Source organism: Candidatus Kuenenia sp. (assembly GCF_039794105.1).
Taxonomy (GTDB): domain Bacteria; phylum Planctomycetota; class Brocadiia; order Brocadiales; family Brocadiaceae; genus Kuenenia.
Window position 1 is genome coordinate 20925 of the sequence record NZ_JBDIWA010000001.1, and the last position, 21351, is coordinate 42275.

Here is a 21351-nt window from a genome sequence, read left to right on the forward strand (position 1 = left end):
TGCAGTTTTTATTTACTGCAAATGAAAAAGGCTTACGAGCCTTTCCTTTCCGTTATATTTTACTTTAACACTATTATTATCAAAAAACTTCATTTCTTCAATTTCATCAGCCGTAATTCCCTCCAGTTTATTTTGCAGTATGTTTTTAATTTGGTCTTCCCTGTCGCCTAATTTTACCTTTTCTTCCGGGGACAGGTTTTGGGAGGAAATAATATCTTCAAGGATCAGACGGTCAAAATCTTTCCCTTTTCTTGCCCTTTTTATAAATTCCAATTCCCGCTCCCCCTGTTGCAATGGTATCTGCTTTATGATGTCCTGGACTTCTTCAATTACGGTTTCCACTGTGCTGATAAATTCCAGTTCGCCGAAGAGGTCTTTTAGTGTGCTTTTTAAATAATCGTAATGCGTGCAGGCAAGACACAGGTGTGAAATAGTATTTTTTTTTATAAATTCTTTTAGATTTACATAGATGAGGTCTCTTGCCGTTTTGTAAAATTCCTTTTGTTTTTCTTCCGTATCAAAGCTTTTTTTGTATAACATTTCCGATAAGACTGCCAGTAATGGGGTTGGCTTTGCCAACACATGGTATCCTGCTTCTCTGATACGTTTTTCATAAATGCCGCTTTTTATTGTTCCTGCCGTGCCAATAATGCCAATCCTTGCGTCTTTTGGCAACGCGTTTATTTTTAATAATGTTTTCTTTACAGGGCCAATAAATTGTATGTGCGGAAAACGTGTACGTAATTTTTTATGATTAACCATGGTATCAACCGTATTGCAGGCAAAGCAGACGATGACGTTTCTGGAAATAACCCCCAGCCAAAGGAATACTGTTTTAAGAAAGTACGGCGTATTATAAATGAACCGGTAGAAAAACCCGTTTGATTGATGCATGGTTTTGCAGCGTTCGTCTATTTCATGAACTGCCCGGAATGTGATGTCATTTATTTCTTCCTTTGATTTTTGTCCAAACGGGAAATTCGCTTTGTCGGTAAAAAGCAGCAGTTTTATATTTCCCCCGGGCAGTGTCCTGTTAAGTTTTTCTGTTACAATAATCCCGCCCTGTCCGGAATCAAAGACGCCTATTATTAAGGGCTTCTTGTCTTTCCTTTTCTTTTGCGGTACATTTTTTGCCTCCATGGTGCTAATGATTCTTTTGATAGCCGCTACATCGCCTGCGACCGATAAATCAATGGAATGTTTTTCCACCAGGTTTTTGAATACATTATTTTTTAAAACGTTTTCGATTCTCGATATAATATCTTTAAAGACGTATTCTTTTTCCCAGTAGTCATTCTGGGCGTTTTGTGTTTTTTCCAGGTAAGATGCGATAATTCCGCCGGATTTTACAATGGAATCCCTGGCAACAACCTTTCCCTTTTTTATCAGTATGTGATACCCTTCCTGGGAGATTCCTGCATTTGCAGCAGAAATAACATAACGGGCCTGAATGCTTTCAACATTATGGATGTGTATCTGGTTTTCTATGGTGGCCAGAAAAACGATGTCAACCTTTTCTTTCAGTAGTTCATAGGGTTCGGCATAAACACTTGCTCCCCGGAAGCCATAAATACTGCCGCATGTTTCTTTATGTCTGATTAACGCATCTATGTCTATCCCCTCATAATTATACAACGCCACTACTTTCTTTTCTCTCCGGTCATATTCGCTTACAGCAACTACTTTTGTCCCTTTTTGTGAAAAGAACTGTGATGCGTTTAACCCGATGCTGTCAAAACCGTGAATAACAACCGTCTTTCCCGCTAAATAATTCTTTCTTTCTCTTCCAATCCGTACCTTTAAATAGTCTTTTGGATCTTCATTGTGCCAAACCAGAATGTTCGTGATTTCCACCGCAGCAAATGCTGTGGCTTCTCCTCTGCCTGCCAATCCGCCGTGAGTTTTAAACGTAACGGCACCCAATTCCGAAACGCTTCTTTTTGCTTCCGCCGGTGTTTTTATTTCCTTTGCAAATGCTGCGGCTGTTTTTAGATAAGGCAAATCTTCTGTCCATACAATCTCAGCATCCCGGATGCTTTTTAATTTTTCCAAAAGCCCTTTTTCCCTGATTTTTTCCATCTCAGTCAATGCCCTGAAATGGCCATCTGCCATAGAATCCATCATTGCGCCGTCAGTGCCTATGTCCGGGCCGGGGGAATATGCATCATGCCCCATAATCCCTTCTTTTGTAAGTAAGTAACCTACTTCCCTGGCCAATCTCCTTTTTTCATTATTTGTCAGGTCTATGGATTTAAGAAATAGTTCCCCCCTCGCATATTCCGGTTTGCCAAGAAAAATTCCGCACATTCCTCCACCAAGCGGGAGGGAATATAGAGCAAGTTTTAACGTGGTTACAATGGAAAGGGCTTCAATTCCTTCAGAGACCCATTCAAAACAAAATTCACGTATTTCATCAAGAGATGCCTTTTGTTTCCGTAATTGGTCAAACAGTTCAAAAAAGCTGTCCCCAAGAATATGTGGCTGGATTAATAAGATACCGCCTTTAGGCGGGCCAAGAGTGAGGTTATGGAAAACCACCGTTATCAGCAGAACTAATTTCACGCCGCTATCAGTGTAGAATTCCAAAGGTATTTTCCAGACATGCTCAGGCGTCTTAAGAATGGGAAATAATTTATGACAATTCTTGTAAAAAACGGGATCTTTTTCCCTAATGACTTCAACCGCTTCGTCAAGCCGGTTGTGAACGTTTTTTAAAAGCGGATTTTTAATTTTTCTGTTTCTAAACAAAAGGGACGAATTCATGGATATATTTGCCGGACATTGAAAATTTGTTTTATTTGCGGGAATAAGGAATGTATCGATTGTTTTAGTTAACTAAATATTTCAATACTTCTCAAGATATTTCCTTATGGGTTCACAAATTGTGATTTCTTAAAAGTTGGTGTTGTAAAGCGAAGAGGCTCTTCGCGCTACATTTCGTAATTTGTGAACCTGTAAGGTATAACACCAACTTGTTCTGGAAACCCGGCGGGTTCAGGTTTGCAACCCAATGTCATTAAGTTAAGGATATTTGATCAAAAAACAACCCCCTTTATCCCCCTTTTTTAAGGGGAACTTTTATGGCAGGCTGCTTAACTTAATGACATTGGTTTGCAACCTGAACCCATAAGTTTATGCGGATAATGGGGCTATGTACTGCGGTAAAATTCCAATGCCCAAATCACAAAATCCCTGCTTGGAATCTGGACTTTATTTGTTATTTGTTCTGCCAACAGGAGGGTGGGATTGAAGGTATAAAACGTTTGGTTCAGGTTACAAACCTGAACCCGCGAATGTAGTTTCCATTGCCATTACGTTCCCAAAACAGGAGTTTGGTAACGAGCATTTTTACTTTTTCAAAAAACTAAACTTTTCCGAAAGGCCACTTTTTTTTGTCTAAAAATATCACAGTCCTGATAATTCTTAGAGCAATAAATAATTGCGAATGGCACGCTCAGACTATCCATTTTTGTGCAATAACAGTCTTCGCATGGCGGATTTTTAATGAAAGGACACAGATTTCTGATTACGCCAGGTCTGCTTGTGCTGAATTCCATTTTAGTTTACTCCATTCAGGTTATTGTTGTGCAGGGAGTGCTTTGTCCCTGTCTGGATAAACAGAGCGCAATCCTTGTTCCTAAAAATAATTATTTTTATTAGTTTTTTAAGTATTTGATAAATAAAGACATACTTGCGGTATTTATATTCTTGCGATGGCTAGTTTCTCTTTGGATGCAGGGGTTATTGATAGATTTTCCGAAAAATTTACGCTGATGCGTGTATTTCAGGAAAAAGTGCGAAATTTTTTCGCATCTGGGGATGTAGCCACAGATTACACAGATTAAAAAAATTGCCACAAGCCTACAATTGACTGCGGATGAAAGACGAGAGACGAGAGACGAGAGACGAGAGACGAAAGACCAATGACCAATGACCAATGGCTTCCATAAGGGAAATGAAAATTTTATTGTAATCATATTTTACTATCTGATATAAAATATATCCTTCATTTCTTCAATTATTAGAAACCGGAAAACACATCATTATTAAAATAAATAAACTTTTTTTAAGGAAGAGGGAGAATATTGTATGAAAATTAAGGACATTATGGTTACAGATCCAACAGTGGTGCCTGCTTCCGGTACGTTTTACAATCTAATGGAAATGCTTGGGAAAATCAGGTTTCACGTTATATTTGTGGTGGACGACAAGGAAAAACTTGTTGGGGTTGTAACTGAGACCGACCTCTTAAAGGTGCTTATGCCCAAATATTTAAATTCGGATGATGCGTTATTTTCAATTATGGGTGAGGATTATTTTGATAAAAAATGTCTTGAGTGCAAAGATATGGATATTACCGAAATTATGTCAAAACCAATTTTGGCAGCCACTGCCAGCGAGAATGACACCATAATAAAAGTTGCAGCCGCCATGCTGAACAGAAAAATACACGCCGTTCCCGTGTTAAGGGACGGCAAGGTGGTGGGAATTGTGTCGCGTTTGGTTCTTTTACGGTACATGACAAAGGTTATCAAAAAAAGATAAGGCATTTTGATGTACGATTTACGATTTACGAGGTACGATTTTAAATCGTAAATTAATAAAAGAGAAACCACAGATTTCACAGATTACACAGATTAAAAAATCGTAATGCGTAAGACGCACCCCCCTTGGCCCCCCCAGCGGGGGAGATTATCGTACCTCGTAAATCGTAAATCTATCATGGGTAACATGCTGACAAGCCTGTAAGCTAAATTGTGTAATTTAACACTTGGAGTTTAATAATTTTATGACGAAACAAAGAAAAAAAGTGGTTTTGGCGTACTCCGGCGGACTTGATACCTCTGTGGCCATTAAATGGATTCCGGAAAGATATGATATGGATGTTATTACGGTGACTATTGATCTGGGCGCCGTAAAAGATCTTGAATCAATTCGTCAAAAGGCTTTGAAAATAGGGGCAAAGAAGGCCATAGTTGTCGATGCGAAAGATACATTTGTGAAATATTTCGTCATGCCGGCATTGCAGGCTGGCGCATTATATGAAGGGGTGTATCCGCTGGCAACCGCCTTGGGCAGGCCGCTTATTGCGAAATTACTGGCGGATGCGGCAGAAGATGAGAAGGCGGATGCTGTCGCCCATGGTTGCACCGGGAAGGGGAATGATCAGGTTCGTTTGGACGTCTCGCTGCAGGTGTTAAACCCGAGATTACAGATTATTGCCCCATTGCGTGAGTGGAAGATGTCACGCGATGAAGAAATTCAATATGCGGAAGAACATGGAATCCATGTTGAGGCTAAAGTAAGTAGTCCGTACAGCACCGATGAAAACCTATGGGGACGGAGTGTTGAGTGCGGCGTATTGGAAGACCCGTGGATGGAACCGCCTGCGGATGTTTATAAATGGACGAGAAATGTTAAAGACGTCCCCGATGAACCGGCATATATAGAAATCGATTTTGAAAAGGGTATCCCGATAGCGTTAAATGGCAAAAAAACAGAAGGGGTTGCGCTCATTAATACATTAAATGCACTGGGGGGAGAGCATGGCGTTGGCCGCATCGATCATATAGAAAACCGGCTGGTGGGGATAAAATCGCGCGAAATTTACGAAGCGCCCGCTGCCGTTATACTTCATGCCGCACATAAGGCGCTCGAAGGCATGAATATGACAAAAGATGCTTTGCGTTTTAAGGAAATAGTTTCAAGCCATTATGCTGATTTGATTTACAATGGCCTTTGGTTTTCCGCCTTTCATCAGGACCTTGTCGCTTATGTATTGAGCAGTCAGAGAATTGTGAATGGAACGATTCGCGTAAAATTGTCAAAGGGGTCATGTGCCGTAGTCGGGAGAAAATCGCCTCACGCCCTTTATAGTGAGGAACTTGCTACCTACCAGAAAACGGACGTCTTCGACCATGCGGCCTCTCTTGGATTTATTAAGATTTACGGTTTGCCTGTAAAGACGCAATCGCAGAAGCAGATGAGTGTCTTGAGCGGGAGGGAGGCATTGAATTTGGGGTCGATAATGCCGCCGAAAGTATTGCCGTGAAGGAATACGTGTTAGATTTACGATTTGGGATTTTAAATCCCAAATCGTACTTCGTAACAGCCCAATTTCCGGTAAGCAGCGCCTACTGTACATAATCAGTGCTGAAGCATAGGGTTATGTATGGAATAGTTGTTCAATGAGCGTTACGCGACGTGGCGCTCACCATGAAACAAGCGTAATAAAGGTGAAAGAATGAAAGTTTTGTTGCTTTTTCCTCCTTCATGGCATCCTTCTCAACCATATCTCAGTCTGCCCTCCTTAACTGCCTTTTTAAAACAAAATGGCGTCAGTGATGTTATACAGAGAGATTTGAATATCGAGCTGCTGGATATGCTTCTGACGCAGAAAACATGCGGCGAATCTTACGATAAAATTACGGATAAATTACGCAGTTTAGAAGGACGTCTCATAAGCAGCCTCAATTATCATGAAGAGAGAAGTGCTTTAACAGAGGCCGTGGAATCGCTTCCGTGGTTCATACATAACGTAGAACGCGCAAAAAATATTTTGCGGTCTGATGCCTTCTACAACCTTGATAGCTATATGGAAGCAGTCCATACTGTAAATGAAGCCCTTCGGCTTATGTCCGCCCTCTTTTATCCTTCGGTGATGACGGCGGTAAGTAACACCATGAGGTTTTCAGTATATTCCTCGAACGATATTTTGCAGGCAATTCAATCAGAGAGAGAAAACATTTTTCTCTCTCTTTATAAAGAATATGTCCTGTCCTCCATTTTGGAATCGACGCCAAAAATAGTAGGTATTTCTATTACTAACACTTCGCAAATAATACCCGGCCTTACCCTTGCAAAGCTAATAAAGGAACAAAAGAGGGAAATACACATCACCGTTGGCGGAAGTGTTTTTACGAAACTCATAGAGGAGTTGAAAAAGGTTGATTCACTTTTTGCACTGGTGGACAGCTTTATCGTTTTTGAGGGAGAGCACGCACTGCTGGAATTGTGTGCGCAGGTGGATGGCAAAAACGATTTCAAAAAGGTGCCAAATCTTGTTTACCGCGAAAAAGGTGTTACAAAGATTAACGATAATTACTTCTCGGAAGATTTAAATACCTTGCCGACGCCTGATTTTAAAGGGTTCCCTCTGTCTCTTTACTTTACCCCCTCTCTTGTTTTGCCCATACAGACCTCGCGGGGCTGTTATTACAGGAAATGTGCCTTTTGTAATTTGCACCTTGACCATAGAAACTTTCGGTTACGGCGCACTGGCCTGATAATGGAAGATATACAGAAACTTTCACAGGAATACCAAACAAAGTGTTTTTTCTTTACGGATGAATCGGTTCCGATGAACAAATTGCGTGAAATCTCTCAATGCTTACTGGAAAACAAGGATGAAATAAAATGGATGGGAGGCGTGCGCTTTGAAAAAGCCCTTACCGGAGACGTTTTGAGAAAGATGGCGGAAGCAGGGTGTCAAAAGCTGGTGTTTGGATTGGAGTCGTATTGTCAACGTGTGCTGGATAAAATGAAAAAGGGGACAAAACGAGATGTGGTAAAAAAGACGCTGGAGGAATGTTTGAAAGCGGGCATTTCGTTTCACCTTTACGTCATAGTGGGGTTTCCGACAGAGACCGAAAATGAAGCGATGGAAACACTTGACTTTGTGTTGAACGAAGAGTATCTGCATTCTGCGGGATATTCTTGTTTGCCGTCATTGTTTGGTATGGAAAAGGATTCGCCGATTGTCAATAATCCCTCCGAGTATGGTTTGGCAAGTGTACGGTCGCCGATAGGCGAGGATCTGGGATTAGGGTATTTATATGAAGTGAAGGAGGGTATGTCCCCGCAAAAGGCGGAAGAAATGTATCATTATATGATAAGTAAATTAAGCGGGACATTGTGCCCCTTTCCTTACAATTATTCAATGGCTGACGGATTGTTGTATCTTGTTCATCGGAATAAGAATAATGGTAACACTTTAGTTTAATGGTAAAACCCGAAATGCTAAATACGAAATACGAAATACGAAACAAATTCTAATGACAAAATGATTTGAAATTCTAAACAAACGCAGCTTTCGTGCTTCGTAATGTTGCCTGCCTGTGCGTGGTCGCACGCAGACAGCTTTTGCACAAACTAACAGCACGGGAAATTAAGAGGGAAATTATATGACAACAAAGTCTTTTAAAGAAAAGGTTCATTTCTATATTACAAAAGATAGTAAGATATGTGGTGGTGAACCAATTATAAAAGGAACAAGGATATCCGTCAGATTAATAGCGGAATATGAGAATGCAGGAAAAAATGCCGATGAGATTGTGGCGATGTATCCACATATAACCCATGCCCAGGTACATGATGCCCTTTCCTATTATTACGATAATAAAGAAGAGATTGACCGCTACAGAGAAGAAAATAGTGAGGCGTATCTGAGAAAAAAATACAAAGGCTCACCATGGCTGAAATAAAGCGATTTTTCCCCGTAAGTATCATTTTACCTTGTTATAAACACAGATTATGTTTTTGTTTAAATCCATAAAAAAAAGTTTCATTTTAATATTGTTATTGTGTTCATTTACGCCGTTGTTGCTGCTTCTTTTTTTCGCATTTCCCAAGGCCAAATCTGACCTTGAAGGCGTGTTGGTGCGTAACCTGGAAGGGGTGAAACAGAAGCAGGCAGAGCTGATAAAGATGTGGCTTAATGAGCGGAAACACGAAGCGAAAATGATAACAAAAAATATCTCCGCTTCGTTTGCAAGTGCCATTTCCGGTGATGATTTTTCCGCCTTGTCCGAATATACAGAAAAGATTAAAAACGAGTATGGATATAAAACGATAGGTGTTGTCTCTTTGGAGGGAAGGGTGGTTGCTTCGGCTGCAAAACCTGCTGAAAGGAGCAACAGGTATGCTGAGTATTGTCGTGAAGCGCTAATGGGGAAAATGGAGGTGTCAGCTATCACGCCTCTTCTACTGGAGGATGAGGCAGACCGTTCTGCGGAAAGTTATGTAATATTTTTATCAGCTCCGATCTTTAAGCCGGACAATTCTCTTCTGGGTGCTGTAGTTTTTGGCATCGATACAACGCCACTTAACGATATTTTAAAAAATGTAAAGTTAGGTACAACAGGAGAGACATTTCTGATTAACAGAGAAGGCCACATGGTAACAGAGTCACGGTTTTTAGAGGAATTAAAAAATTCAGGACTGATACGAAAAAACACCATATTTGAATTAAAAGTATTAAATCCCCGTACCGGAAAGCGTACGGAGGGAGTGACGGAGTGTTTGAGCGGCAGAGATGGATACGATACAAAAGGGTATATTAATTATAACGGATGCAAGGTGTTGGGCGCATGGTGCTGGATTGACGATATTAACTGCGGGTTGCTTACGCAGATCAACATTCACGAAGGCTATGAAACAGCCTATAGTTTAAAAAACTTTGTACTCTCTATGTTAATGGTGCTGGCATTTCCACTTACCCTCGCTGCTTTTTACTTTAGCAGGAGAATAACCTCTCCTATTTATGAAATTACCGAAGTAACGAAAAAAATAACCGGCGGCGATCTGGGGCAAAGGGTCATATATAAAGAAAGAAACGATGAAATAGGAAAACTGGCAAAAGAGTTTAATGTGATGGCGGCGTCTCTTGAAGAAAAAACGATAAAACTGAGAAATTATACGATTGATCTTGAAAATAAAGTTAAGGAAAGAACCCTTGAACTTCAGTCCACAACCAATTTTTTAAATAGTATTCTCGCCGGTTCTACGGAATATTCTATTATTGCCCAGGATTTGAGCGGCAATATTCTTGCTTTTAATAGAGGAGCGAGCCTGATTTTCGGATACCGGCAGGAGGAAATGATTGGCATTGCTAATATAAGAAAACTTCACGTGGAAGAGGATATTGAGTCCGGAAAGGTAGATTTCATCCTTGAAAAGGCCTTTAAGAGCGGACGATTTGAAGGCGAAGTGATGAAACGGAGGCGAAACGGTGAAGTCTTTCCGGTGCACGATACGGCAACGTTGCGGCGTGCTGAAAATGGAAAACCCATTGGTTTTGTGGTTATTTCAAAGGACGTCACAAAGGTTAAGCTTATAGCCCTGGAAAAGGATATTATTAATAATATCAATAAGACAATAGCTTCCGGCATTGATATTAAGGTGGTTTATCAGGCGGTATTCAGGGAATTGAAACGCATGATTGATATTACATGGTTAAGTGTAGCGTATTTTCTGGACGGGCCTGAGATGGTTGAGGAATCGAATATTGTTGACGGGGTGTTGTTGGCAAAAAATTGGTTGGGTATTCTGCAACTACCGGGAAAAACAATGGCGCAGGACATTGTTTTTGAAAAGGGAGTTCCCGTCTTTGTTGCGGATACAAGCAGGGGAGAATACGCTTTCGACAAGAAACTCTATGAAAAAGAGATACATTCTTATTTATGTTTTCCATTGAAATCAAAAGGGGAATCGATTGGGACATTAACGTTAGGGAGCTATAAGAAAAACGCTTTTAAGGAAATGCATTATGACGTATTGAACCAGGTGACTTCTCAGATAGCGATTACCATTGAAAATGCCAGGCTGTTTTTGTCTATCAAAGAATCAGAAAAAAAATACAGAGATCTTGTGGAGAATGCGCCTGAAATGATTCACGAGATTCATCCCGAAGGGAATTTTACCGACGTCAACAAAACGGAGCTAAACAAACTGGGATATGCTATTGAAGAAATGAAACAGATGAAACTTGAAGATATCGTTCCCTCCGGATACCGCGACGAGATAAAACGGCATATAAACCTGATAAAAGATACGGGAAGCAGCGAACTGGAAACGGTCTTTCTCTCGAAATCCGGAAATGAAATAAATGTCGAGATCCATGGGACGGGTTTTTACAACCGGAAAACAGGCGAATGTATATTTATAAGAGAGTTTGTCAGAGACATTAGCGAGAGGAAAAGGATGGAAGATCAGGTCCGGCGCTCCGAAAAACTGGCTTCAATGGGTGAACTGGCCGCCGCAATTGCCCATGAAATAAGAAACCCTCTGGGGGCAATCTGCAATTCGGTGGGGATTTTGGATTCACATCTGAAATTGTCCGGACAGGACAAGGATTTGCTGGAAATGATTGTCGGGGAATCGGAAAGATTGGACAGGATTATAAGCGATTTCCTGTCGTTTGCGCATCCCCGCGAGCCTTCCCTGGTTTTGCAGGATATCAGGGGAATAATTAAAAATACCATTTTTCTCCTGGGGCAGGATAAGAGGTTTACGGATAAAATTGAGATAAAGGAAATCTATGAAACTATACTGCCTAAAGTCTATATCGATACGGATTTAATCCATCAGATATTATGGAATTTATTTATAAATTCTTTGGATGCAATGCCCGATGGCGGCCGAATAAGGATTGTTGTGCGGAAAACGACATTATTTTTGAGAAATGCTATAGAGATCATAATATCGGATAACGGGATTGGGATGGCTGAGCACGAAATAAACAAGGTATTTGAGCCTTTTTATACGACAAAATCGGAAGGCACCGGGCTTGGGCTGTCCGTTGTTCAGCGCATCATTGATGAGCATGGAGGAACGATAGATGTGAAGAGTAAATATGGCAGGGGAACGGCTTTTTATATAAAATTGCCCGTTATGAACGAAAAACAGGATGTGCAGGGCAACCTTTTGGCAGGATAATTTTGTAATCATGAAAAACTATAAAATACTTGTAGTAGAAGATCAGGATGCAATGAGAGAGTCCCTTCTGATTGCGTTTAAGGATGAAGGGTATCACGTAGAGTGTGTATCAAGTGGTGAAGGGGCGATTAAGAAGCTGTCGGACGGCAACGTATACGATCTGGTAGTTACGGATTTAAAGATGAAGAAGGTGAATGGTTTGGAGGTGCTCAATGCCGTAAAAACCGAAAATCCGGCGACCGAGGTAATAGTAATTACGGCATACGGTGCTATAAGCACCGCCGTTCAGGCGATCCGGGACGGAGCATACGATTATGTCACCAAGCCTTTTCGTTACCAGGAAATGTTAAAGGTTGCGAAAAACGCCCTTGAAAAAAAAGAACTGAAAGAGCGGCTTAAATATCTGGAAGGAGAAGTAAAGGAAAAATATAAACTGGAGGGGATTATCGGCAATTCAGGCGCTATGGTAGAGGTGCTGAAGGTTGCAGCAGATGTGAGCCGCACCGAAAGCACTGTCCTGATAACGGGAGAAAGCGGAACTGGGAAAGAATTGATTGCAAGGGCGATTCATTACAACGGACCACGCAGCGGATACCCTTTTGTTGTTATTAATTGCGGCGCGTTACCGGAAAACTTGCAGGAGAGCGAACTCTTTGGCCACGCAAAAGGGTCTTTTACCGGGGCGGTGAAAGAGAAGGTAGGGTTGTTCCACCATGCACATAAGGGCACTATTTTTCTGGATGAAATCGGGGAAACGTCTGCCTCTACCCAGGTAAAACTTTTGCGCTTTCTGCAAGACGGGGAAATTCGCCAGGTAGGCGGAAACAAATCAATACATGTGGATGTGAGGATTATTGCCGCAACAAATGAAAATCTTGAGAGGGCTGTTAATAAGGGACGGTTTAGAAAAGACCTGTTTTACCGTATTAACGTTATACGCATCCATTTGCCCCAATTGAAAGAGCGAAAGGAAGACATCCCCTTGCTGGTCAATTATTTTCTGGATTTGTATACAGATAAATTAAAAAAGGATAAAAGGGTCTTTTCCGGTGGAGCAATGGCTGTTTTGCTGAATTATGATTGGCCTGGCAATATCAGGGAATTGCAAAATATTGTAGAAAGGGCGGTTGCATTGTCCAGGAATCAGGTAATCGGGGCAGAGGACCTTCCGCTTCCTACGGGAGGGTTTGCGGCTCAAAATAGCAATCCGGAGAGGGATGTGACGGTAAAATCTTCTATTGTCGAAACCCTGTCGGAACAGGAAAAAAACGCCATAGTTGAGGCAATGAATAAATATGGCGGCAACCAGACAAAGGTTTCGCAAGTGCTCGGCATTTCGACAACAACACTTTGGAGAAAGATCAAAAAATACAAAATCAAACCCCAACATGAAATTCCCGATAATGACATAAAATGATTTCATACTGAAATTGCTATTGCATTATGAAATATTTTTAATGTTTGTCTGCAAATATTTTATTTGAGCATCCTTTTTCTGATTATTCCGTAAATATAGATATTTATATATGTTACGTTGTCGGGGAAAGGTTTTTTTTGTTTTTTTTGGGGGCGTTGGTATATTTTTCGTATATGTCGTATATCGTACAAATGCAAGGCTTGCAATTTACTCTACAGGTTTGGTATGTCCGTAGTTAATGATGACGGTTGTTTTGTTTTTATTGATGATATTTGTTCGTACGGGGTAGATTTTAGCTAATTAAGGGCTGGTTAAGAGAGAGAGGGGGACATGGTTTTTTCATTATGCAGGGGTTTTCTCCTTGTTATTCTGAACAGCGGATAACTCGTGGTAGGGGGGGGCTGGATGGAGTTGTACGGCAGGGTTTGCGAGGAAAAGGGCTCCTGTAAAATACTAAGAGAGTGAGATAGTGATAGTATCTGTTGTTGTGTTTGTTTAGCGAATTGTGTTTTTTTGGCATCTGAAAAATGAGGGAGAGGAAAAAATGTCGCTTTTAGAGACGGTAAAGAAGTTGCCGAAAGCGCCGCATCCGGCGATTCCTGCAAGGGAGTTGTGGCTAGCCTTGTTTGGTGCGATCATAGGCATAGGGATTACTGCGTGGCTTGCGTTTTCTTCAGGATTTCCTATGCTATTAGGTCCTTTTGGTGCGTCTGCGGTGTTGATTTACGGGGCGTATAAAGCCCCCCTGGCGCAGCCCAGGAACGTGATTATGGGGCATTTTGTCGGCGCATGTGCCGGGTGTGTGATGTATGATTTGTTTGGCACTACCTGGTATTCGATTTCACTTGGTGTTGCCATTGCGCTTGTGCTCATGATGGTAACATACTCTATCCATCCTCCGGCAGGCGCCACGGCGTATGTGGCAGTACAGTCCGGAGGTTTAGGTTCTGGGTATATGTACATCTTAAATCCCGTAATGGTGGGTGTTATTATTCTGATGATAGTTGCTGTTGTGTTTAATAAACTTGGAAAGCGTGAGTATCCTTCGCATTGGTGGTAAAAGCAAGGCGGGAAGTGAAAAACGGTTACAGGTTGTAATAGTTATTTTTGGATGTGCAATTTTGTTAAATTACGGAGAAAAAAATGTTTAATTCGATCAGGAATCGACTCATTTTTTTGCTGATTGCATTTACCTTGCTGCCCTTGGTAGTATTGAGGATCGTCGCGTATCCAAAGATGCAGTCAGATATTGAGAAGGAGCTGGTAAGAAACCTGCAGGGGGTTGAGTCTAAGCAAGAGGATTTGATACGAACATGGATGAACGAAAGGCAGAAAGACGCTCGTGTGATTGGCGCCAGCCCTCTCATTCTTAAGAGTCTGAAAATTACAAAGAAAGACGCGGATTATGCAAGTATTTTATCGTATCTGGAAAGGTTAAGAGATGAATACGGATACAAAGAAATATTTCTATGTAACAGCAGGGGTCAGATTACCATTTCAACAATGGAAAATATGGTAGGAAGCGATGTTTCCCAAAAAAGCTATTTTGTAGAAGCTACGAGGGGAAAAACGCCCGTATCTGATGTGCACCATTCCGATGTTCCCCTTATAAACGAATATGGTGAAAAAGAAGTGGGTGTGCCTACCATGTTTGTTTCGGCGCCGGTAAAAGACGACTCAGGGGTAATAAACGGCGTAATAGTTTTACGACTTGATGTTAACACGTTGAGCGAGATGGTCGTAAAAGTCGAATTGGGCACAACGGGCGAGGCATATCTTGTGAACAGAGAAGGATACATGATCACTGAGTCACGGTTTGCCGAAACGCTCAGGGAAATGGGTGTGGTGAAAAAGCGGTGTTCGCTGGAACTGAGGGTGGTTGAGCCAGGCACGGATGTGCTGACGCATGGCGTAGCGCAGTGTATTGCGGGCACTGATGGATTTGATGCAAGGGGATACAAAGATTATAGCGGTGTAACGGTATTAGGTGTGTGGCGATGGATGCCCGAGTTCAACTGGGGGCTTGTTACAGAAATCGATAAGGATGAAGGGTACGGCGTTGTCTATAATCTTCAGTATGTTGTAAATGCGATTTTGTTGTTTCTTGCGTTTCCCATCGTAATTGCGGCAGTTTTTATTGCCCGGCAGCTTACTACTGCAACTGCGCTGGATGAGGAAAAAAAAAAGTGATTGAGTCCGAGCGCCGCTACAGAGATCTGTTTGATTCTTTGAAAGAGGGTATTTATCAGGCAGAACCTCAAGTGGAAGGGACATTCACGTTTATCAATAAGGCCGGCGCTGAGATTCTGGGGTTTGACAGTCCCCAAGAGGTGATAGGAACAAAGGTGAGAGATATCTATGTGGACCCCGGGGACAGAAGACGGCTTTGTGAAAAACTGGAAAAAGAGGGTGTATTGCGTGATTTTACCTCGCTCTGTAAAAGGAAGAGTGGTGAGACTTTTTACGCGGAACGTACCAGCACCTTGGTTAGAGATGAAAGCGGCAAGCCTATCGCTATTCATGGCGTACTCAGGGATATCTCTGAGCGAAAGAAGGCGGAGCTGGATATTATTGAATCTGAAAAGAGATACAGGCTGTTATTCAATTCTCTGAAAGAGGGGATTTTCCAGTGTGAACCTGGCAAGGATGGCGTATTTACCTGGATTAATCAGGCGGGGGCGGCTATTCTTGGATACAGCTCGCCGGAAGAAGTAATTGGATCGCGATTGGCGGATATTTATGTAAATCCCGATGACAGGAAGGAATTGTTGGAGAAATTGGAAGAGGTGGAAGTATGGAGAGATTTTACCGCTTATTGCAAGAGAAAAAATGGAGAGAAATTTATTTCTGAAACAACTTGTAATCTTGTCCGTGATGAAAATGGTAAGCCGTTAAGAATTGAAGGTGTATTTAGGGACATAACGGAAAGATAAGCTTTTATATGATAGTAGGAATTTAAATACACTAACGAGGAGTGTAAATTATGGGAAATGAACAGGTAAAGGGTTTCTCGACAAATGCAAAGGCTTTTATAATAATATTGTTATTCATAAACATTGCATTTGCGGTGAAGATGATAAATAAATATTATTCCATGAAAGACCTTGGTTACCGGAGGGAAAAAACATTTAAGGAAGAAACGACCAAAAGGGTTATGAAGGCATTTGCTTCGGTTGAAGAAGCGAATGCGTTGGTAAATGAAATAAAACAGCAAAAGGAATCGGCGGAAAATGCTGCGAAACTGCTTGCCCAGCGGGAGTTGGAGCTGCAACGTAAAAATCAGGAAATGATCGATGCTATTGCATTCCTTGAGGCTGAAAAGGCAAAATTACAGGGAGAAATATGGGCGCTGGAGGACCAGTTGTCGCTTGCAAGGCAGACTATCAGCGATATGAGGAGTGGGAAATAGCAGAGTACGAAGGCAGAAAAAGAGTCATTTGTTCTGATAGTTAGGTGTGTGTAAAACGAAAACAGAAAAAAAGGATGGACTTAGGATACTTCAGTTTATGCATTCATTGCCTTTATGTCTGTTTTTGCTGTGCTGTATTGCGGCAAAAAACGTACAAGTATTTTGTAGAGGGAATTATTATGTATGAGATGAAAGGGAAAGGAGGTGTTTTCAGGCAGTAAGCAAAGGCAAATAAGGAGTAAATGTATCGGGTTGCTCAGTTTGAATGGTAGCAATTTTAGCGGTATTAGCGAGGCTTAAGGAGAGGTTTTTAAGATGGTGTTTTCAACATTATTTTAAAGGAGAAGAAATTAATGTTATATACTGGTGCTGTTGATGCAATTGCGGCGATTTCGCTTAAAAAAGCGACTTGCATGAAACATAGCCTTACAGGCTTTTTGACGCTTTCCGTGATGGCAGGTTTTTATATTGGGTTTGGCGTTATACTTGCATTTATCGTTGCAGCTCCTATCGGAGCTATAAATCCGGGGCTGGGCAAGATTGCCGCGGGAATGGTGTTTGGTATCGCATTGTCGCTCGTAATTATAGCCGGTTGTGAATTATTTACGGGATATAATTTGCTGATATTTAAAGGTGCTTTGAGAGGTACAGTAACGTTTGGCGATAGTATGTTGGGGTGGTTTTGGACATATATAGGTAATTTGGCAGGTTCAATGTTATTTGCGTTGATGCTTATTCCCACAGGTATTTTTGCCAAAGATCCATGGCTGTCATTTGCGTTGAAAATAGCAACATATAAAATGAATGCGCCATGGTGGGAATTGTTTTTCAGGGGTATTTTTTGTAATTGGCTTGTGTGTCTTGCTATCTGGAGTAGTTTCAGGTGCACCAGTGATTCCGGCAAGCTTATTATGATTTGGTGGTGCTTGTTCTGCTTTATTACCACAGGTATGGAGCATTGTGTCGCAAATATGACTATTATGACGCTGGCATGTTTATTGCCTCATGATCCTGCTGTTATCAACTTCGGCAAGATGTTCGGATGGAATCTTGTCTCAGTTACCTTGGGTAATATTGTGGGAGGTGCATTCTTTGTAACATTCCTGTACTGGTTTGCAAACTATATGGACGAGCAGGGCGCAAAGAAAATGAGCGCTGCAGTACAAGGTGGTTCAGGCGCCGGTGAGTTGCCTGTTGCAGGTCAGACATTTGAAGAGATTAAGGATGTAAAAGTAAGAATGAAGGCGTAATGTAACTACAACAAGTGGTTTTTTACGTATATTGATGCTATAAAGTTGCAATTGAGGTATTTAAGGGCCAGCAAGTAAATTATGTTGCTGGCCCTTTTTTTTATCTAAAAAGTTCGTAACTATTCAGCGTAAACATTACACGACTCCCGGCGGGTTCAGGTTTGCAACCCAATGTCATTAAGTTAAGCAGCCTGCCATAAAAGTTCCCCTTAAAAAAGGGGGATAAAGGGGGTTGTTTTTTGATCAAATATCCTTAGCTTAATGACATTGGTTTGCAACCTGAACCGATGAGTTTATGCGGATAATGGGGCCATGTACTGCGGTAAAACTCCAATGCTCAAATAACAAAAGACTAAAGTGTTACCAAAATCCTTGTTTGGAATTTGGAATTTATTTGTCATTTCTTCTGCCAATAGAAGGTTTGATTGAAAGTATAAAACGTTTGGTTCAGGTTACAAACCTGAACCTGCCTGGAATGAGGGAATTTAAGGGGTGTGTTTAATAATTATGTATATACCTTTCTTTTTGTAAACATCGAAAACCTTAATTTTATTGAGTATTTTCAAAAAGCTAAAGTGATACTATTAAATGGAAGCAGGAGCTTCCATGGCACGTGCGTTCCCAAGTCGGAACTTGGGAACGAGAATGGAGTTATGCCTTCGACGATTTTTCGATGTAAAGCGAAGTGCCACTTCGCCTATGACGAAGCAGTCGCTTCATCCTACAACTTTTAAATTCCTAAAACGCCAAATTAGGTTGATGCGTATGGGGTGTACATCGTTATACTTTTAGTTATTGGCGTTTTTTTCTCCTATAGCATAGAGCTTTCCATCATTTGAACCGATATATACTGTGCCGTCTTTGTCAATGCAGGGCGATGATTCGACCGCATCTCCGGTAGTGATAGACCATTTCAACTTGCCGTTTTGGTCCAATGCGTAAACTTTTTTATCTCCCGATGCGAAATAGATAACATTGTCTGATGTAACCGCTGGTGAAGAACGAATTGAGCCTCCTGCCGCATATGTCCATTTCAACTTTCCATCTGGGGTAAATGCATAGAGATTATTATCCCCGGAACCAACATAAAGGTTGCCTTCTGTATCGATTGCTGCGGATGAATCAATATCATATAAGGTATTGTATGTCCATTTTGTTTGACCATCGGGTTGGAAAACATAAAACTTTGCGTCTTCTGATCCTACGCAGATATCGCCATTTTGTCTGATTAAGGGGGATGCATCCAGAATATACCGTGTTCCGAAACTCCACGATGCTTTTCCTTCCGGCGTCATGGCAAACAAAAAGTAATCCTCAGAGCCGAAGTATACCGTACCATCCGGTGCTATCGCAGGAGATGAAACTATGTGGTCTGCGGTTCGCTGCGTCCATTTTAATTTTCCGTCTGAAGTAATTGCATGTAATTTTTTATCCCAGCATCCAAAATAAATTGTTCCATCCGGCGCTATTGCCGGAGACGAAATAATCCCTCCTTCAGCTGCATATTTCCACAATAAACTCCCGTCGGCATTTAAAGCATAAAGATTGCCATCCCATGATCCAAACAGAATTGTTCCGTCTTTTCTTATTGCGGGGGAAGATTCAACCTCTCCCTGTGTTTGAAATGTCCACTTCAGTTTGCCATCACTGGCAACAGCGTAAAGTTTTTTATCCTTTGAGCCAAAGTAAATAACGCCGTCATTCCCAATGCATGGTGAAGAGGTCACAGCTCCTTCAGTTTGAAATGTCCATTTTATCACTGGATTTTGAATGCTTTTATAAGGACTTAGTCCGGTATGTTGTAAATTATGCCGAAACATAGGCCATGGACTCTCCGCAAGTTCCGAACATAATGAGGCGGGAGTGTGTACCTGGAAGATTATGATGAAAAGGAATGCGATGTAAAGAACATAGGAAATGCCTTTTCCTGAGAAGCTGCGTTCAGGTTTTGAAAAAAAAAGAAAAGAACGGTCATGTAACATTAAAGTACTCCTTTCGTTGAGGGTATGCCGGTTATGCGTTCATCAAGGCGGACGGCTTCGCACAATACCTTTGCCATGCCTTTGAATACCGCCTCGGCCATATGGTGGGAATTTGTACCGTAAGGAATATTTATGTGTAAATTAACACCTGCATTCGTTGTGAATGCTTCAAGAAATTCCCGAATAAGTTCTACATCAAAATTGCCAATCTTTTCATTATGAAAGTTTGCATTAAATACCAGCGCAGACCTTCCGCTTATGTCTATGGCTACATTTGCCAGCGTTTCTTGCATGGGGATACTGGCGTTTGAAAAACGGCGGATTCCTTTTTTGTCGCTCAATGCCTCCTTTATTCCCAGACCAAGACATATTCCAATATCTTCAACCGTGTGGTGGCCATCTACCTGAATATCGCCATGTGCGGTAATATCCAAATTAAATAGGGCATGTTTGGTTAATAATTCGAGCATGTGGTCCAGGAAACCAATCCCTGTACTAACGTTGCAGATTCCTTCTCCGTCAATATTCAAAACAAGCTCAATTTGCGTTTCTTTGGTCTTTCTTTCGATTTTTGCAATTCTTTTTTTCATAGAAGATGTGTTTATCTGTTAAGGATGTTGGAATAAGATAATGAATACAGCATTCGACTGTTTTTATATATCAGCTTTTCGCCAATTCTTCAAGCAATTCTATGACCGCCGGTTGTTGATTTTCTGACAAATGGTATCTTGCAAATGAAGGTGATGTCCCAACTTTTATTGAATATGCTGTTTCCGGAAGTACAAAAAACAGGTCTTCATCGGTGATGTCGTCTCCGACGGCCAATATAAAATCTGGTTGTTTCTTTTCAATCCAGTAGATTCCCGCAATGCCTTTATTTGCCCCTGCTGCTCTCACCTCGATTACGGTATTGCCCTGCAAAATTTCTATGTCCATAGCTTTCGCATCTGCTGCAATCGTATGTAATAAATCTGTTTTCGTTGTTAAGCATAATTTCTCATTTGCGGTGCGGTAATGCCATACGATGGAAAAATCCTTCTCCTCAATAAATGATCCAGGCAGACGATCTGTGTATTGTTGAAGGATGAGACGTATCTTTGGTTTCCAGTCACTTGCAAAAGAACCGCTAAGCTTCCAGCCGCAGTGTTTTTCTTTTATCCATGCGCCGTGTTCGGCGGCAAGTGCGATATCGGGCAAACCAAGCCACTCTTGCAGTGTGGCCTTGCCGCGACCGCTGATAATAATGACGTCGTTGTTCAGATTGTCCGAAAGGCATTTTAGTAACAAAAGCAGTTTTTCGCCGGGTTTTGCCATGAGCGGATGTTTTGCGTATGGCGTCAAAGTGCCGTCGTAATCAAGAAAAATGAGTCGCTTTTTTGCCTGTTTAAAGTCATTGGTCAACTGTTGTTTTGCCTCTTCTGACAAAAAACGGGTATGAAAACCTTTCTGTTCTTTTTCAATAGCAGCACTATTTTTTATAGGCATTTGCATGGCTTTGTTTTTGGTAAGACCTGAGGAATTTTAGATTTTAGATTTTGAATTCAGAATTAAAAACGCTCTTTCCCAAGTAGGGGCGGA

Annotated in this window: 16 protein-coding genes; 12 read left to right on the forward strand and 4 right to left on the reverse strand. The window is 41.4% G+C overall.

Annotation, left to right across the window (positions count from 1 at the left end; genetic code table 11):
- Positions 1-12: 12 nt before the first annotated feature.
- The gene (locus ABJL82_RS00090) at positions 13-2763 is read right to left on the reverse strand and encodes a hypothetical protein (RefSeq protein ID WP_347272645.1); all 2751 of its coding nucleotides are present in this window, start codon (positions 2761-2763) and stop codon (positions 13-15) included.
- 741 nt (positions 2764-3504) lie between these two features.
- Between ABJL82_RS00090 and ABJL82_RS00095 the strand changes: the two genes are divergently transcribed.
- From ABJL82_RS00095 to ABJL82_RS00150, 12 genes are all read left to right on the forward strand, one after another.
- Positions 3505-3660, forward strand: a complete 156-nt coding sequence (locus ABJL82_RS00095; RefSeq protein WP_347272647.1) for a hypothetical protein — start codon at positions 3505-3507, stop codon at positions 3658-3660.
- Positions 3661-4089: 429 nt separating this feature from the next.
- A complete protein-coding gene (locus ABJL82_RS00100; RefSeq protein ID WP_347272648.1) occupies positions 4090-4545 on the forward strand; it encodes a CBS domain-containing protein in 456 nt (151 codons plus the stop codon).
- Between the two features lie 244 nt (positions 4546-4789).
- A complete protein-coding gene (locus ABJL82_RS00105) occupies positions 4790-6052 on the forward strand; it encodes an argininosuccinate synthase (RefSeq protein ID WP_347272650.1) in 1263 nt (420 codons plus the stop codon).
- Positions 6053-6244: 192 nt separating this feature from the next.
- Positions 6245-8002, forward strand: coding sequence for a radical SAM protein (locus ABJL82_RS00110; protein WP_347272652.1), 1758 nt, complete (start codon positions 6245-6247; stop codon positions 8000-8002).
- A gap of 181 nt (positions 8003-8183) precedes the next feature.
- Positions 8184-8483 (forward strand): DUF433 domain-containing protein, encoded by a 300-nt coding sequence (locus ABJL82_RS00115; RefSeq protein ID WP_347272653.1) that lies wholly within the window; start codon positions 8184-8186, stop codon positions 8481-8483.
- A gap of 175 nt (positions 8484-8658) precedes the next feature.
- Positions 8659-11715, forward strand: coding sequence for a PAS domain S-box protein (locus tag ABJL82_RS00120; RefSeq protein ID WP_347272654.1), 3057 nt, complete (start codon positions 8659-8661; stop codon positions 11713-11715).
- Between the two features lie 10 nt (positions 11716-11725).
- Positions 11726-13132 (forward strand): sigma-54 dependent transcriptional regulator, encoded by a 1407-nt coding sequence (locus tag ABJL82_RS00125; protein ID WP_347272655.1) that lies wholly within the window; start codon positions 11726-11728, stop codon positions 13130-13132.
- 544 nt (positions 13133-13676) lie between these two features.
- Complete coding sequence (locus ABJL82_RS00130) at positions 13677-14192, forward strand: HPP family protein (protein ID WP_347272656.1); 516 nt, start codon at positions 13677-13679, stop codon at positions 14190-14192.
- Positions 14193-14275: 83 nt separating this feature from the next.
- The gene (locus ABJL82_RS00135) at positions 14276-15322 is read left to right on the forward strand and encodes a cache domain-containing protein (protein ID WP_347272657.1); all 1047 of its coding nucleotides are present in this window, start codon (positions 14276-14278) and stop codon (positions 15320-15322) included.
- Positions 15319-16065 carry a PAS domain-containing protein gene (locus ABJL82_RS00140; protein ID WP_347272658.1) on the forward strand — a complete coding sequence of 249 codons (747 nt, stop codon included), beginning with the start codon at positions 15319-15321 and terminating at the stop codon, positions 16063-16065. Before ABJL82_RS00135 ends, ABJL82_RS00140 begins: the two co-directional genes overlap by 4 nt.
- A gap of 50 nt (positions 16066-16115) precedes the next feature.
- The gene (locus tag ABJL82_RS00145) at positions 16116-16541 is read left to right on the forward strand and encodes a hypothetical protein (protein WP_347272659.1); all 426 of its coding nucleotides are present in this window, start codon (positions 16116-16118) and stop codon (positions 16539-16541) included.
- A 353-nt stretch (positions 16542-16894) separates the two neighbouring features.
- Positions 16895-17791 carry a formate/nitrite transporter family protein gene (locus tag ABJL82_RS00150; protein ID WP_347272660.1) on the forward strand — a complete coding sequence of 299 codons (897 nt, stop codon included), beginning with the start codon at positions 16895-16897 and terminating at the stop codon, positions 17789-17791.
- Between the two features lie 788 nt (positions 17792-18579).
- On the opposite strand, the gene ABJL82_RS00155 is transcribed toward ABJL82_RS00150, so the two are convergent.
- From ABJL82_RS00155 to otsB, 3 genes are all read right to left on the reverse strand, one after another.
- Positions 18580-19773 (reverse strand): PQQ-binding-like beta-propeller repeat protein, encoded by a 1194-nt coding sequence (locus ABJL82_RS00155; protein WP_347272661.1) that lies wholly within the window; start codon positions 19771-19773, stop codon positions 18580-18582.
- Entirely contained in the window at positions 19773-20363 is a 591-nt protein-coding gene (gene hisB / locus ABJL82_RS00160) for an imidazoleglycerol-phosphate dehydratase HisB (RefSeq protein WP_347272662.1), read from the reverse strand. The genes ABJL82_RS00155 and hisB overlap by 1 nt, the downstream gene beginning before the upstream one ends.
- Positions 20364-20433: 70 nt before the next feature.
- Positions 20434-21258 (reverse strand): trehalose-phosphatase, encoded by an 825-nt coding sequence (otsB, locus tag ABJL82_RS00165; protein ID WP_347272663.1) that lies wholly within the window; start codon positions 21256-21258, stop codon positions 20434-20436.
- Positions 21259-21351: the final 93 nt, after the last annotated feature.

What these genes read in the sequence shown, in the direction of transcription:
- ABJL82_RS00100 (WP_347272648.1), top strand. Translation starts at nt 4,090, where the DNA reads ATGAAAATTAAGGACATTATGGTTACAGATCCAACAGTGGTGCCTGCT.
- otsB (WP_347272663.1), bottom strand. Translation starts at nt 21,258, where the DNA reads ATGCCTATAAAAAATAGTGCTGCTATTGAAAAAGAACAGAAAGGTTTT.
- ABJL82_RS00105 (WP_347272650.1), top strand. Translation starts at nt 4,790, where the DNA reads ATGACGAAACAAAGAAAAAAAGTGGTTTTGGCGTACTCCGGCGGACTT.
- ABJL82_RS00115 (WP_347272653.1), top strand. Translation starts at nt 8,184, where the DNA reads ATGACAACAAAGTCTTTTAAAGAAAAGGTTCATTTCTATATTACAAAA.
- ABJL82_RS00145 (WP_347272659.1), top strand. Translation starts at nt 16,116, where the DNA reads ATGGGAAATGAACAGGTAAAGGGTTTCTCGACAAATGCAAAGGCTTTT.
- ABJL82_RS00155 (WP_347272661.1), bottom strand. Translation starts at nt 19,773, where the DNA reads ATGTTACATGACCGTTCTTTTCTTTTTTTTTCAAAACCTGAACGCAGC.
- ABJL82_RS00125 (WP_347272655.1), top strand. Translation starts at nt 11,726, where the DNA reads ATGAAAAACTATAAAATACTTGTAGTAGAAGATCAGGATGCAATGAGA.
- ABJL82_RS00130 (WP_347272656.1), top strand. Translation starts at nt 13,677, where the DNA reads ATGTCGCTTTTAGAGACGGTAAAGAAGTTGCCGAAAGCGCCGCATCCG.
- ABJL82_RS00095 (WP_347272647.1), top strand. Translation starts at nt 3,505, where the DNA reads ATGAAAGGACACAGATTTCTGATTACGCCAGGTCTGCTTGTGCTGAAT.
- ABJL82_RS00110 (WP_347272652.1), top strand. Translation starts at nt 6,245, where the DNA reads ATGAAAGTTTTGTTGCTTTTTCCTCCTTCATGGCATCCTTCTCAACCA.
- ABJL82_RS00090 (WP_347272645.1), bottom strand. Translation starts at nt 2,763, where the DNA reads ATGAATTCGTCCCTTTTGTTTAGAAACAGAAAAATTAAAAATCCGCTT.
- ABJL82_RS00135 (WP_347272657.1), top strand. Translation starts at nt 14,276, where the DNA reads ATGTTTAATTCGATCAGGAATCGACTCATTTTTTTGCTGATTGCATTT.
- hisB (WP_347272662.1), bottom strand. Translation starts at nt 20,363, where the DNA reads ATGAAAAAAAGAATTGCAAAAATCGAAAGAAAGACCAAAGAAACGCAA.
- ABJL82_RS00150 (WP_347272660.1), top strand. Translation starts at nt 16,895, where the DNA reads ATGTTATATACTGGTGCTGTTGATGCAATTGCGGCGATTTCGCTTAAA.